Raw genomic sequence first — 12,938 nt, 5'->3', positions numbered from 1 at the left:
CGCCGCGACGAGGTCCGGAACCGAGCGACACCCGAACCTACAGGAGGTCGCGAGACGACGTGACGCGGTCCGGATCCGAGCGCCGGCGGAGTGCGACGGCGACTCGAGTCAGGACCGCGCTTCGTCGACGGCCTCGGCGAACGTCGCGGCGTGCTCGCGGACGCCGTCCATATCGCCGCGGTCGATGGCGTCGTAGTCGATCATCGCGGAGCCCGCGCCGACGGCGGTTGCGCCGGCCTCGAAGAAGTCGGCGACGTTGTCGGGGCTGACGCCGCCGGTGGCGACGATGGGGAGCTGACCCAGGGGCCCCTGGATCGCGCTGATGTAGCCCGGCCCGAGATCCGAGGCGGGAAACACCTTCAGCATGTCCGCGCCCGCCTCCGCGGCCCGGACGGCCTCGGTGGGCGTCGCGACGCCCGGTATGGCGACCTTCCCGTAGCGGTTGCAGGCCTCGACCATCCCTCGGTCGAAGTGGGGCGCGAGCAGGTAGTCCGCGCCGGCCTCGATGACGTTCACCGCCATCGCCTCGTCGAGCACGGTTCCAGCGCCGACGACCGCGTCGGTGTCGGCGAGCGCGCGGTCGACGTCCGCGATCATCTCGGTGGCACGGGTCGCGTCCGCGGTGATCTCGAGGGCCTCCACCCCGCCCTCGTACAGCGCCTCCGCGACGGGAACCGCGTCGTCGGGGTCGATCCCGCGCATGACGGCGACGACGCCGGCGTCGACGATCCGCTCGTAGGTCTCGAGTTTGTCTGCCATACTCGCCACTGGGAGGATGACGGCCATAAGTACTGTCACCTCGAGTCCGTCCACGACCGACGTGTTCGGTGGCGCGCTCTCATACGGTCTGCTGTAAGTCATTTCCGGTGGTGAGTCGAACCGGGTGAGACGAGTCTCGGTGGAGGAGTGACGCGAGTCCACCGGTGCAACCCCGGCCCGTCCTGCGGTTACAGCGGTACACAGTTACAGCAGACCGTCTCAGTCGGCGAGACGCATCGCCCGCACCTCGTTGCGGAGCTTCGCCGCACTGACGCCGACGACGAGACCGATGACCATCCCCCAGATTCCGTCTTCCGTGCCGCTGAGCACCGCGATCGCGAGTCCCATGAGGAGCGGCGGAACCAGCACCAGACACACCATCTGGATCGCGAACGCGGTCTCGCCCGCGGGTTCGTTGTTCATCGCGTGCTGATTACGGCTCGTCCCTGATAGCCGTTGAGCGTTTTCTCCGGCTCGAGCGACCCGACCGCCGCCGGAACCGCCTCAGCCCAGAATCGCCACGAGGACGAACAGCGTTCCGATCGAGGCGACGGTCGTCACGAAGACGTTGAGCGAGGCGAAGCGCCGGTCTCCGCCGAGTTCGCTCGCGAAGACGTACGTCGAGACGGCCGTCGGCGTTCCGAGCATAACGACGCCGGCGGTGAACGTCGCGGCGTCGACGGCGAGCGCGGAGAAGGTAGTCCAGGTGAGCGCCGGCATCAGACAGACTTTGAGCGCGACCACGGAGGCGGTCGCGCCGAGGTCGATCGACGGCAGGTCGACCTGGAGGGAGGCACCCACACAGAGCAAGGCGAGCGGCAGCGCCAGCGCGGCGAGAACGTCGAGGCCGCCGACGGCCGCCGCGGGTGGGACGAAACCGCTCGAGCCGACGGCGATCCCCGCGAGGAGCGCGAGCAGCACGGGGTTGGTTCCGAGACGGGCGAACTCTCGAGTCAGGCTGGCGTCGGCGCTGTTGACGGTTGTGAGGATCAGCACCGTGAGCGGAAGCTGTAGCAGCGTGAAAACGCCCAGGATGACGGCCGCGATGGCGGTCACCTCGGCGTCGAACGTCGCGGCGACGAACGGCAACCCGAGATAGCCCAGGTTCGAGTGGTACGACTGGACGACGGCGACGCTTCGGCGGGCGTCCGTAGACCGGTTGCGGTGAACGATCCAGGCGAGGCCGACGGTTACGAAGAGCACGGCAAAGAGGCCGGCGAACAGCCCGGCTGAGAGCAGGCGGCCGATTGGCTGGTCGTAGACGCCGACGAACACCAGCGCGGGTAGCGCCCCGTAATAAGCGGCGGCGTTCAGCCGAGTCGTCCGCCTCGCATCGAGGACGCCCAGCCGTCGGAGTCCGGTCCCGACGAGCAGGAGACAGAGCAGCGCCAGGAGCCGGAGCAGTACCTCCATATCCGCTCCAGTGGTCTCGCCGCCTTTTCCCTTCGGTTCGAGGTGCTCTTTGCCCGGGGCTCGCGGAATCGACTCCCTCGGAGTTCGTCCACCGGGAGTCGGCGACCGCCCGAGAAAAAGCCTTTAACACCGCCGGCCCCTACATCGTGCAAATGGTACTCGACGATCTCGGCAGTTCTCTACGCGGAACCCTCGACAAGCTTCGAGGGAAGTCACGAATCTCTGAGGAAGACGTCGAGGAGGTCGTCAAGGAGATCCAGCGCTCGCTGCTCTCCGCCGACGTCGACGTCTCCCTCGTCATGGAGCTCTCGGACAACATCAAGACGAGAGCCCTCGAGGAGGAGCCCCCAGCCGGCACGCCGGCCCGGGACTTCGTCCTCCGCATCGTCTACGAGGAACTGGTCGATCTCATCGGCGAGTCGACCGAACTCCCGCTCGAGGGCCAGACGATCATGCTCGCCGGCCTCCAGGGGTCGGGGAAGACCACCTCCGCGGCGAAGATGGCGTGGTGGTTCTCGACGAAGGGGCTGCGTCCGGCGGTGATCCAGACGGACACTTTCCGGCCCGGCGCCTACGACCAGGCCAAGCAGATGTGCGAGCGCGCGGAGGTCGACTTCTACGGCGACCCCGACGGGGAGGACCCGGTGCAGATCGCCCGCGAGGGTCTCGAGGCGACGAGCGAGGCCGAAGTTCACATCGTCGACACCGCGGGTCGCCACGCCCTGGAGGACGATCTAATCGACGAGATCGAGGAGATCGAGCGCGTCGTCGATCCCGACACCTCGCTTTTGGTGCTCGACGCGGCGATCGGCCAGGGCGCGAAGGAACAGGCCCAGCAGTTCGACGAGTCCGTCGGGATCGACGGCGTCGTCATCACCAAACTCGACGGGACGGCGAAGGGTGGCGGCGCGCTGACCGCGGTCGACCAGACCGACTCCTCGATCGCGTTTCTGGGGACCGGCGAGGAGGTCGAGGACGTCGAGCGCTTCGAGCCGAACGGCTTCATCTCAAGGCTGCTGGGGATGGGCGACCTGGGTCAGTTGGCCGAGCGCGTCGAGCGCGCGATGGAGCAGACCCAGATCGAAGAGGAGGACTGGGACCCCGAGGACATGCTCCAGGGCAACTTCACCCTGAACGACATGCAAAAGCAGATGGAGGCGATGAACAACATGGGGCCGCTGGACCAGGTGCTCGACATGATCCCCGGCTTCGGCGGCGGGATCAAGGATCAGCTCCCCGACGACGCGATGGACGTCACCCAGGACCGGATGCGCACCTTCGAGGTCATCATGGACTCGATGACCGACGCCGAAAAGGAGTACCCCCGTGCCATCGGCGCCAGCCAGATCGAGCGCATCGCCCGCGGTTCGGGTACCGAGGAGGAGTCGGTCCGGGAACTCCTCCAGCAGTTCAAGATGATGGAACGCACCATCAAACAGTTCCAGGGCATGGGCTCGGAGAAGGAGATGCAGCGCATGATGCAGCAGATGCAACAGGGCGGTGGCGGCGGAGGCGGGATGGGCGGCCCGTTCGGCTGATTTTCCCGTCGCCTCCCCCCTCTCGTCGGCCACCGCTGGTTATCAGATAGTATATTTTCCAATACAATAATGGGAGTCTAGACGTATCACACGCTATGAACCGCCGGCAGTATCTCGCCTCTCTTTGCGCCCTCGGGACGGGCGCGCTCGCGGGCTGTCTCGACGAGGTTTCCGGACTTCGAGACAGCTCCGGAACCGGCTCACAGCGCGAACCGACCGTCGAGATGACCCGGAGCTACCGCGAGGCCGACCGCGACCGCAGACGCGCCGTCGGGGCGTTGAACAGGGTTGCCATCTCGCTGGAGCCCGTCGCGGCGGACCTCGAGGACGCCGAAGACGTCTCCCTCGACGCCGAGACGCTGCTCGAGCGGATCGACGAGGCTCGCGGCTTCCTCCAGTCCGCAGTGGCGACCGACGAGAAAACGACCGACGACGTCGCGGCGCTGCAGTCGTTCGCCGACGTTCTCGCCGGCATCGTCGAGACGACCGACACCGTAACCGACGACAGGCTTCCGGACGAGATAGACGCCCTCTACGAGGAGATCGACGCTCGCCGACTCGCAGAGGCAGAAACGACCGTCGAGGGGGTTCGCGACCGCTTCGCGTTCGCACGGGAGACGCTCGATCCGGCGCTCGCGGCCCTCGAGTCGATCGACCACGAACGTATCGCCGACCTCGCGGTCGTCGACCTCGAGCCGATCGAGGCGGGTGCGGAGCTTCTCGATTCGGTCGTCGCCGGACTCTCGGACCTCGGCGCGGCGCTGGAGCGGATCGTGACCGGCCACCAGCACCTCGAGCGCGGGGAGAGGTACGCCGAGGACGAGCGGTACGACGACGCCATCGCGGCGTTCGACGACGCGGCGGAGAGCTACGAGACGGCGGCGGCGCGGTCGGCGACTGCGATGGACGCCCCGGCGGTGGTTCGGGGACACGCCGAAACGGCGCACTGCCAGGCGACGCACCTCGAGACGGCTGCCGAGGCGTTCGCTGACTCGGCGCGTGCGGCCGACGAGGTGGATCCGGCGACCGCTCGACAGCGCGAGGAGGACGGTCAGGAGGCACTCGCGGACGCCGAGGCCTGTTCGTAACGTCAGGAACCGATCGGTCTGCCGTCCTCGGTTTCGGGGGCGAGGGCGTCGATGTACGTCGGTACGTCGGGGTCGTCGACGCGCACTCGCACCGCGATTTCGCCGAGTTCGTCGGTTTCGCCCACCGCGAAGTTCACCCGCCCCTCGAAGGCGGCCTGTTTCTTCAGCGCGAACGTGAACGTGTCGCCCTCGCGGCCCCCGAAGAACTCGCCGCGGGCGGTGTCGAGGATCTCCTGGCGGTGGAGCAGTTCGGAGAAGTGCTCGAGGGAGTGAGCTGTTCCCCTGATCTCGCCGTGGCTCTCCTCGACGTCGGCGGCCGGAAAGATGTTTTCGACGGCGTCGGCGACGCGGGTGGTGACCTCGGTGTCGTAGACGGGGGCCGTAATCTCGGCCGTGATGCGATAGATTGCTGTCATTGGTTGTGTGGCTGGCTGTGGCTCCTGAGTAGCGGTCGCATTCGGTCGTGGAACGCCTCGAGGCTGTGGACGTTCTCGACGACGGCGTCGGCGCGGGCCATCGCGTCGTCCATTCCGAAGCCGCGCTCGCGCTCGTCGCGGGCCTCGAGTCCTTCGCCCCCGTCGTCGCTGCCCGCGTCCCGGCCGCGGTCGTCGATCCGCTCGGCGCGCAACTCGAACGGCGCTTCGATGCTCACGAGGGTGAACGCCTCGCCGAAGCGCTCCTCGAAGACGTCGACCTCGGTGTCAGATCGGATGCCGTCGACGAGGACGGTGTCGTGGTCCTCGAGGCGGTCTTCGATCATCGGTAGCGAGCGTTCGGCGATCGCCGCCGGGCCGTTCTCCGCGCGCAGCGCCTGGGCGACGGTGCCATGGTCCTTCGACGGATCGAGGCCGCGGTCGGCGGTTTCCTGGCGGACGACGTCACCCATCGTCACCACCGGAATCCCTTCCTCGCGTGCGACCGTCGCGGCCTCGCCCTTCCCGCTGCCGGGCAGCCCCACGGTTCCGATGACGTGCATTGTCATCGGGTACACGCGAGTCGGCCATAAGGGCTGTGTCTCGCGGCGGGGGAATCCCAATCGCTTATGCCAGTTGGTCGTTGAGTGAGTACTCGAGGGCACGTAGCTCAGTCCGGATAGAGCGTCGGACTTCTAATCCGACGGTCGTGGGTTCGAATCCCATCGTGCCCGCTGATTCTGTTGCGAGCGGACGCGAGCAACGAATCGGGGACCACGTTGGATTCGAATTAGACGGCGGCGAGCGTCGCGAGCCGACGGCGTAGTTCGAATCCCATCGTGCCCATACTGCGTGTCGCTCGCATCTTTGGGCGACCGTCATCGTACCCTACCGCCAGTTCCGTACTTCTCACTGGGTCGTAAGGTCCGCTACTGCGAGGTGTCGACAGAAGAGCTATCTCAGGGAGCGGACGTGACTCTCGAGCCCGCCCTCAAAAACACCAGACACCAGAGCCCCAAGAAACGAGTAATAGGGCCGCCGTCGGTGACCGTCAGTCTCCAGTCGCTCGACGTCGGCCCCTCCGCTCGAGCCCACCTCGTCGGTCGTACTCTCAGCCGAAGTGGGCTAGATCAGTGTTAGCTAGCCACACGATTAGCTCTTGGCCCGACGAATGCAGGGTGACTGACTCGATGCAACCCGAGCGGTGGTGTCACCTCTCGAGTCAATCGTCCAGCTAGCTCGACTACGAACCGCCCGTGTACACAATCATGTATCAAACTAACGGTGTAATATATAGTTCGGCCAAGCACTATTACCAAGACTTTTATTTAATACCTCGAACTGGTGGGCATGGTCGACGATAGTACCACAGGCCATTTCCCGATCCGACGGCGATCGGTGCTGTCGGCACTCGGCGTCGCTGCGGGAGGACTGGCAACCGGCATTCCGGGGGTTTCGGCGGGAGAAACCGCGGGAGACGACGAACTCGAGTCACTCTCGTTTTACTCGACGGCGGGGCAGGTCGACGAGAACCACGAGCCGCTGACCGACGACGACCACGTCGTCGCGTGGTCGTCCGAGGACGCCTCCGTGATGATCGCTGCCGACTGGAGCACCGATCCCGAGACCGTCACGGAGTACGACGACGGCGCCCGGATTCCGCTCATCAGTCGGGACGGAAACGTGTTCGGCATCGGCGCCGCGGAGTTCGTCAGCGACGGTAACGGCGGCTTCTCCCGGGGCAACGAGCAGTTCCTGCTCAACGTCTGGGACGACGTGATCGAGGGCGACACCGTTCTCTGGAGCGAGGCGCAGAACCAGCACTGGGATCTCTCGCGACACGGCACCTTCCAGCAGTATGCGGAGGCCAACGGCTACGAACTCGCCGCCCTCGAATCGTTTGACGACAGCTACGACGGCCTCGAGTTCTACTCGACGGCCTCCCAGACCGCCGCCGACGGCGGGGCGCTCACCGACGACGAGCACGTCCTGGTCTGGGCCGAGGAGACGGCGACCAACGTCGACGGAAACGACGACGGCGCGTACCTGTACGACGAGGACGAACGGATTCCGCTGGTCTCGCGCGACGGAACCGTCGTCGGACTGGGAGCGCCGTTCGTCAACGACGGTAACGACCACGACGAAAACGACGCGTTCGTCCTCGCGCTCTGGGACGACCTGATCGACGGCAATACGGTCGCCTGGGACGAGAGTCACGGCCAGTACTACGACTCCTCTCGCTTCGAGGCGTTCACCGACGAGGCCGAGGCGGCGGGCTACGACGTCTCCGGAACCGACGACCTCCTCGAGAGCCTCACCGACGGGGAGACCGACGCGGTGGTCATCACGTCGCCGGCGGCGGCGTTCTCCGAGGCGGAACTCGCGGCCCTCGAGGCGTTCGTCGACGACGGCGGCGCCGTCTTCCTCCACGATCAGTCCGAACACAACGGACACGACGAGACCGACAACCTGAACGAAATCGCCGCGGAACTCGATCTCGCGTTCCGCTTCAACGCCGATCAGGTCGAAGACGACGCCACCGGCTGGGCCGACTTCGTGTTCACGACGACCGCCGTCGACGAGGCGTACATCGGTGACGGGGCCGGAGCCGTCGGCCTCGAGGACGCCGACGCCCTCGTCATCACGACGCCGCAGTACGATTTCTGGGAGTCCGAACTCGAGGCACTCGAGGCGTTCGTCGCCGACGGGGGCGCGTTGTTCCTGTTCGACCAGTCCGACTTCGGCGGCCACGATCGCACGGAAAACCTGAACACGCTGGCCGAACGCCTCGACCTGGCCTTTCGGTTCAACGGCGGCCAGGTCGAAGACGAGGTCCAGAACGACGGGCCGGCACACGTCCCCGTTTCGACGGAGTTCGACTACGACGCGGACCGGCCCGGCATCGGTATCGATTTCGAGGCCGGCGAGGAGTACTACGGTCGCGTGGTGCGGGTGTTCGACGGCGACACCTTCGAAGTCGAGTTCGACAGCGAGTACGGCTACCGCGACGTGATCCGCCACATCGGGATCGACACCGCCGAAACCGGCACCGCGACCAACGACTCCGAAGAGTGGTTCGGCATCGAGGACCTGGATCACCTCGACACCTGGGGCGGCAAGGCGACCGAGTTCTCGCTCGACGTGATGGCCCCCGACGCCGATGCCGGCGAGTCGACCGTCGAGGGCCGGCGGGTCAAGATGACGTTCGACCCCGTCGAACCCAAACGCGGGAACTACGGCCGGCTGTTGATGTACATGCACTACGACCCCGACGACTTCGACGCCGGTTCCGACGGCGACTACTCGGTGAACTACAACCGCCAGGCCGTCGAGGAGGGGTACGCCCGGATCTACTCCTCAGGCTTCTCGAAACACGACGAGTGGGCCAGAGACGAGGAAGCCGCCCTCGCCGACGGCACCGGCGTCTGGTCGGCCGCGGACTTCGACGCCCTCGAGGAGATCAGAAACGAGCCCGTCGAGGAACTCTTCGTCCCGAACGCCCGCAGCGTCTACAGCGCCCGCGGCCGAAACGGCGGCCGCCTCAGCGATACTCGCGTGCCCGTCTACGCCGCCGAATCGGCCGAACAGCAACTCGGCGCGGAGAGCGTCGCCTACGACGACATCCCGCTCGTGGGCGTCGACGAACAGCGCCGGGTCGCGGCCGTCGGCGGCCTCACGATTCACGAACAGTACGAGGAGAGCGACGGGTTCGCCGACACGAGCGATCACGGCAACTTCCCGTTCCTGGCGAACCTGATCAACTATCTCTCGGCGGCCGACGGCGACGTCTTCATCGCCGGCGGTCAGGGGCAGTTCAACGCCGCCGGCTCGCTCTCGCTCGAGCGCTGTCAGTTCTTCATGCGCTACCTTGAGGGGGTCGGTACGCGACTCCGGCAGGTCAACGACCTCACCACGACGCTGGCCGCCGAGGAGGAGACGCCGCGGGCGGTGCTCGTCTCCGCGCCCGCTCGCGAACTCGAACTGGAGGAGATCATCGCCCTCCGACAGTTCCGCAACGACGGCGGCGCGGTGATCCTGCTCGGCAGCGCCGACGCTTCGGACGAACACACCGCGAACCTGAACCACCTCGCCTGGCGGTTGAACACCGACCTCCGGCTGAACGACGACAGCCTCGTCGACGAGGCGCGCCATCTCGAAGAGGAGACGGTGCTCGAGACGGACGCGTTCACTGAGTCGTTCCCGCTGTTCGACGCCTACGATGCCGACGCCGAACTGGGTACCGACGGACCGGGTCGCGGTCAGGGTCGGGGTCGCGGGAACGATCAGGGTAACGAGAACGGGCGCGGACGAGGTGCGTCGGCCGACGACTGAGCACAGACGAACCTGCGTATTCTCGGCTCGAACCTCGGCCCTGCGCGGGCCGACCCGGCAGTAGCGCCCCGTGCGTACAAACCCGTCGCTACTGTATCCCACCCATGAACGAAGAGTTCTACGAGCAGGGGCGACGACGCGGCCGGGACGAACGCGAAGTCCTCGAGTGGGCGATTTCGACGCTCGGGGAGCTGTGTGCGAAGCGAGACGTCGACCTCAAGCCGTTGCTCGAGTACTCCCGCCAGAGCCATCAGAGTCTGCCCGACCGCCATCTGGCCGCTTACGAGGGAATGAAGGACGCCCTCGACGTCGACGCTGACCTGTACGAGGTGTACGTCTTTGCCTTCAGTGAACTCTGTGACGAACTCGGCGAGACGGCGGCAAACGGCTGCACCAACGTTCTCGTCACCCCGCCGCAGGCGGACGCCGACGGGCCGCTGGTGCTGAAAAACCGTGACATCGCGGGCCGAGGGGTCCGACCCAAGGCGGTCTACCAGCAGCCGGCGATCGGCGACTACCACGGTTTTCTCACCGTCGACACCTGCGGGACGGTGATGCTGTTCAAGGGCGTCAACGATCGGGGACTGGTCGCCGCAAACACCAATATCGACGTCGAACGCGATGACATCGATCCGCGAGCACAGGTCCGCAACGGCACTGTCATCCGAATCCTGCTCGAGGAGTGTGCGACCGTCGCCGAGGCCCGGACGCTCCTCGAGTCCTACCCGCTGCGGCGACTCGCCGCCCAGACGCTGTTTCTCGCAGACGAAACCGACGCCGTCTTACTCGAAATCGACCCCGTTCGCGAGGAGATTACGGCCGACGCCGATCGGGTCGTCGTCCGGACGAACCACTTCGTCCAGTCACGCTCGCCCGAGGAGGAAAGCTCGCTTCGGCGACGAGAGCGGGCGCTCGAGTTGCTCGAGGGCGACGAACGGATCGGTCGCGACCGGCTGTGGGCGCTCGCTCGCGACCACGAGAACGGTCCCGGCGACGACTCGATCTGTCGGCACATCGCCGACGACACCGAGGGGCCGTACGCGTTCGAACAGCTCACCACGGCGAGTGCCGCGCTGTTCGAGGGCGGAACGCCGGCGCTCGAGCTCGCGCTCAACACGCCCTGTGAGACGGAACCGGTCTACTGTGTATTCGGCGAAGAGATTTCCGAGCCGCTTCGCTCCGGACGGCGGTGGCTCGAGCGCAGCGGCGTCTCCGGGAATCTCGTCTCGAGAGGCGAGTAACTCCGCGCAGGAACGCGCGACGGCTAACCGATTCAGGGCCGAACGACGGCGTGTTCGAGATCCGCCTCGAGCCAGTCGGCCGCTCTGAGTCGCAGTTGCTTCGCTTCGTTACGGGAAACCCGACGCTTCGGAAATCTGCCGGCCAGCGGATCGTATCGTTCGGGGTTGAGTCCGAGGCCCCGAAGGTAGTTCGTCACGCTCGACGCTTCGAGACCGCTTTTCATCGCGGTCGTCACCGTCTCCTCGACGGTTCCGAAGTCGGGGAGACGGACGCGGCCGCCGGCCCGTTCGTTCGGCGAGACGACGGTGCCGCGGGCGTCGGCGCGCGAGACGATCGCACGGATCTCCGTCGCCAGCGACAGCACCTGGCTGGGGAGTGCGGCGTCGGGCGAGCGCCACTCGACCGTCGGGAACGACTCCCGGAGGCGAATCGGCGTCCAGACCGCATCGTAGGGGTCGAACTGCTCGTCGAACGCGGCCGCTGCGATCCCGCGCTCGCGGGCAACCTCCCGGAACGCATCGTACGATCGCTCGAGACGCTGCTCCCACTCGTCGACGCTGTCGACGTACGGCCAGAGCTGTCCCTGGTCGGGGAACGCGTCGTAACAGCATTTGCGGTAGAGATAGGGGCGCGCACAGGCCGTGAGCGGCTCCCCGCGGTGGTGTGAGGCGCTGTTGAGCAGCGCGAACGCGGGGTCCAGCGCGGTAAGTGTGTTGAGCTGGTCGACGACGCTTGACTGCTCGAGGTGGACGTGGGTTCCCGCACAGAACCGGGCGTCGTCGAACGAGGGTCCGAGAATCCGACGCTGTAGCCCGGTGCTCTCCTTTTCCCGATACGGGATCTCCCCGGGGGCCGCGTGCAGCGGCGTTCCGAGCGGGACGAGCCGCTTTCCCTGCTCGCGTGCCGCGTCGACGACCCGACGAATCCGGCCGACAAACTCCTCGCGGAGTTCGGTCGCCGACTCACACGGCGTCGTCTTGATCTCGATCATCGGCTCGACGAACTCCGGTTCGACCTGCTCGGAGACGTCGAGCAGCGTTGTGGGTGGAGTGAGGGCGCCGTCTTCGTCGACGACCCAGTACTCCACCTCGAGGCTGGTTTTCATGTATGGATGTCCCGACACCGACCCGCGCCAGCACGGCTCGGGGCCGTTGTGTCCCGTGGAAACAGGGATACACTACTGCCACACGAACGCACTGAGCCTGCGCAATCAAGGGGTACTTCAAGGGTCAGTGGTCGTCCGTTCTCTCGCTGAAGGAATAACGTACGACGAGGGCCTGTTCGGGGCCTGAATCGCCCTATCCCGTTCGCTCGTTACTGTTCGTCTCTTCGATCGCGTCCTGCGCCAGTTTCCGATGACTGCGTCGGAGTCGCTCGGACACCGCCTGGTGTGACACACCGAGGTCGCTTGCCAGATCCGCGAGCGTCACGTCGCGGGGGATGTCGTAAAAGTTGTGCGCGAGTGCCGACGACAGCGCCTCGTACTGGCTGTCGGTGAGCGTCCCGTTTCCTCGTGCCAGGCCGTCGGACACCGTCCGAACCGACCGGACCTCGATCGGGACTTCGCACGACCGGTAGGCGGCCGTCAGCGACTCGTGGTCGGGGTGAACCGTCGTGATGTGCCAGCGCCCCTGTCTGGCGACAGCCTCGAGAACCCCACCGTTCGTCGCCAGCGACTCGAGGACGGGCTCGGGACCGTCGCCCCACTCGACCGTGTAGAGCGCACGCCCGGTCGTCCCGGACTCGTCCTCCTGGGTCACGGAGTCAACGGCGGTGTCGGCCTCGAGCGCTTCCGTCGCCACCGACGCGGGGACGCCCGAGCTCCAGAGAAACGACAGGTCGTCGTCGCACGCGACGGTGCGTGCGAGTTCGATGCGGAGCGCTGGGGCTCTGTGAAACGTCTGTTCGAGTGCGACCGCGTCCGCCGGGATGGTGAATTCGGTGAGTGCACTCATGGTGTATCTGGCGTTGAGGACGCCTGACAGCGCCCGACTACACGGCAACTCGAAGTTATACTGTAGGACCGTTTGGGGGTTCGAAAAAGCGAAAATTCGACTGAACTGTGGTACAAACGATCTAATAGCTCCATAAGAATATGCTGTCGAGGGCGCCGACCAGTTTCACCGCGCTATACGACAATTTATACCCAATGG

At 66.2% G+C, this 12,938-nt stretch carries 11 protein-coding genes and 1 tRNA gene; 5 read left to right on the top strand and 7 right to left on the bottom strand.

The genetic code is table 11. The features are described 5' to 3' along the window. Positions 1 to 108: 108 nt before the first annotated feature. The 3 genes from AC6I6S_RS07775 to AC6I6S_RS07765 all read right to left on the bottom strand — a co-directional run bounded on the left by AC6I6S_RS07775 (position 109) and on the right by AC6I6S_RS07765 (position 2,172). Positions 109 to 759: a bifunctional 4-hydroxy-2-oxoglutarate aldolase/2-dehydro-3-deoxy-phosphogluconate aldolase gene (locus tag AC6I6S_RS07775; protein ID WP_497949212.1), complete on the bottom strand. Its 651-nt coding sequence runs from the start codon at positions 757 to 759 to the stop codon at positions 109 to 111. Positions 760 to 978: 219 nt separating this feature from the next. Further along, complete coding sequence (locus AC6I6S_RS07770; RefSeq protein ID WP_497949211.1) at positions 979 to 1,182, bottom strand: hypothetical protein; 204 nt, start codon at positions 1,180 to 1,182, stop codon at positions 979 to 981. A gap of 81 nt (positions 1,183 to 1,263) precedes the next feature. Further along, positions 1,264 to 2,172 carry an AEC family transporter gene (locus tag AC6I6S_RS07765; RefSeq protein WP_497949209.1) on the bottom strand — a complete coding sequence of 303 codons (909 nt, stop codon included), beginning with the start codon at positions 2,170 to 2,172 and terminating at the stop codon, positions 1,264 to 1,266. A gap of 152 nt (positions 2,173 to 2,324) precedes the next feature. On the opposite strand from AC6I6S_RS07765, the gene AC6I6S_RS07760 reads away from it, so the two are divergent. Together AC6I6S_RS07760 and AC6I6S_RS07755 are read left to right on the top strand one after the other, a co-directional pair. After that, a complete protein-coding gene (locus AC6I6S_RS07760) occupies positions 2,325 to 3,710 on the top strand; it encodes a signal recognition particle protein Srp54 (protein WP_497949208.1) in 1,386 nt (461 codons plus the stop codon). A 95-nt stretch (positions 3,711 to 3,805) separates the two neighbouring features. Next, positions 3,806 to 4,798, top strand: a complete 993-nt coding sequence (locus tag AC6I6S_RS07755) for a hypothetical protein (protein WP_497949207.1) — start codon at positions 3,806 to 3,808, stop codon at positions 4,796 to 4,798. A gap of 2 nt (positions 4,799 to 4,800) precedes the next feature. On the opposite strand, the gene AC6I6S_RS07750 is transcribed toward AC6I6S_RS07755, so the two are convergent. Both AC6I6S_RS07750 and AC6I6S_RS07745 read right to left on the bottom strand, forming a co-directional pair. Then, positions 4,801 to 5,214 carry an RNA-binding domain-containing protein gene (locus tag AC6I6S_RS07750; RefSeq protein ID WP_497949205.1) on the bottom strand — a complete coding sequence of 138 codons (414 nt, stop codon included), beginning with the start codon at positions 5,212 to 5,214 and terminating at the stop codon, positions 4,801 to 4,803. Beyond that, a complete protein-coding gene (locus AC6I6S_RS07745; RefSeq protein WP_497949203.1) occupies positions 5,211 to 5,774 on the bottom strand; it encodes an AAA family ATPase in 564 nt (187 codons plus the stop codon). Before AC6I6S_RS07745 ends, AC6I6S_RS07750 begins: the two co-directional genes overlap by 4 nt. Positions 5,775 to 5,870: 96 nt before the next feature. On the opposite strand from AC6I6S_RS07745, the gene AC6I6S_RS07740 reads away from it, so the two are divergent. The 3 genes from AC6I6S_RS07740 (at position 5,871) to AC6I6S_RS07730 (ending at position 10,784) form a co-directional block, all read left to right on the top strand. Beyond that, positions 5,871 to 5,945, top strand: a tRNA-Arg gene (locus AC6I6S_RS07740). 616 nt (positions 5,946 to 6,561) lie between these two features. Beyond that, positions 6,562 to 9,543: a DUF4350 domain-containing protein gene (locus tag AC6I6S_RS07735; RefSeq protein WP_497949201.1), complete on the top strand. Its 2,982-nt coding sequence runs from the start codon at positions 6,562 to 6,564 to the stop codon at positions 9,541 to 9,543. Between the two features lie 104 nt (positions 9,544 to 9,647). Continuing rightward, on the top strand, positions 9,648 to 10,784 hold the full coding sequence (locus AC6I6S_RS07730) for a C45 family autoproteolytic acyltransferase/hydrolase (RefSeq protein ID WP_497949199.1): 1,137 nt from the start codon (positions 9,648 to 9,650) through the stop codon (positions 10,782 to 10,784). A gap of 32 nt (positions 10,785 to 10,816) precedes the next feature. On the opposite strand, the gene AC6I6S_RS07725 is transcribed toward AC6I6S_RS07730, so the two are convergent. Together AC6I6S_RS07725 and AC6I6S_RS07720 are read right to left on the bottom strand one after the other, a co-directional pair. Beyond that, entirely contained in the window at positions 10,817 to 11,890 is a 1,074-nt protein-coding gene (locus AC6I6S_RS07725) for a glutamate-cysteine ligase family protein (protein ID WP_497949197.1), read from the bottom strand. 193 nt (positions 11,891 to 12,083) lie between these two features. After that, positions 12,084 to 12,740, bottom strand: coding sequence for a helix-turn-helix domain-containing protein (locus AC6I6S_RS07720; protein WP_497949195.1), 657 nt, complete (start codon positions 12,738 to 12,740; stop codon positions 12,084 to 12,086). Positions 12,741 to 12,938: the final 198 nt, after the last annotated feature.

This window comes from Natrononativus sp. DTA114 (genome assembly GCF_059736515.1).
Note: the sequence above shows the minus strand (reverse complement) of the source record. Positions and strands in the feature narration are given on the sequence as shown.

Bases quoted from the DNA above. Each gene is read 5' to 3' on its own strand.
- AC6I6S_RS07775 (WP_497949212.1), bottom strand. From the start codon at position 759: ATGGCAGACAAACTCGAGACCTACGAGCGGATCGTCGACGCCGGCGTC.
- AC6I6S_RS07770 (WP_497949211.1), bottom strand. From the start codon at position 1,182: ATGAACAACGAACCCGCGGGCGAGACCGCGTTCGCGATCCAGATGGTG.
- AC6I6S_RS07765 (WP_497949209.1), bottom strand. From the start codon at position 2,172: ATGGAGGTACTGCTCCGGCTCCTGGCGCTGCTCTGTCTCCTGCTCGTC.
- AC6I6S_RS07760 (WP_497949208.1), top strand. From the start codon at position 2,325: ATGGTACTCGACGATCTCGGCAGTTCTCTACGCGGAACCCTCGACAAG.
- AC6I6S_RS07755 (WP_497949207.1), top strand. From the start codon at position 3,806: ATGAACCGCCGGCAGTATCTCGCCTCTCTTTGCGCCCTCGGGACGGGC.
- AC6I6S_RS07750 (WP_497949205.1), bottom strand. From the start codon at position 5,214: ATGACAGCAATCTATCGCATCACGGCCGAGATTACGGCCCCCGTCTAC.
- AC6I6S_RS07745 (WP_497949203.1), bottom strand. From the start codon at position 5,774: ATGCACGTCATCGGAACCGTGGGGCTGCCCGGCAGCGGGAAGGGCGAG.
- AC6I6S_RS07735 (WP_497949201.1), top strand. From the start codon at position 6,562: ATGGTCGACGATAGTACCACAGGCCATTTCCCGATCCGACGGCGATCG.
- AC6I6S_RS07730 (WP_497949199.1), top strand. From the start codon at position 9,648: ATGAACGAAGAGTTCTACGAGCAGGGGCGACGACGCGGCCGGGACGAA.
- AC6I6S_RS07725 (WP_497949197.1), bottom strand. From the start codon at position 11,890: ATGAAAACCAGCCTCGAGGTGGAGTACTGGGTCGTCGACGAAGACGGC.
- AC6I6S_RS07720 (WP_497949195.1), bottom strand. From the start codon at position 12,740: ATGAGTGCACTCACCGAATTCACCATCCCGGCGGACGCGGTCGCACTC.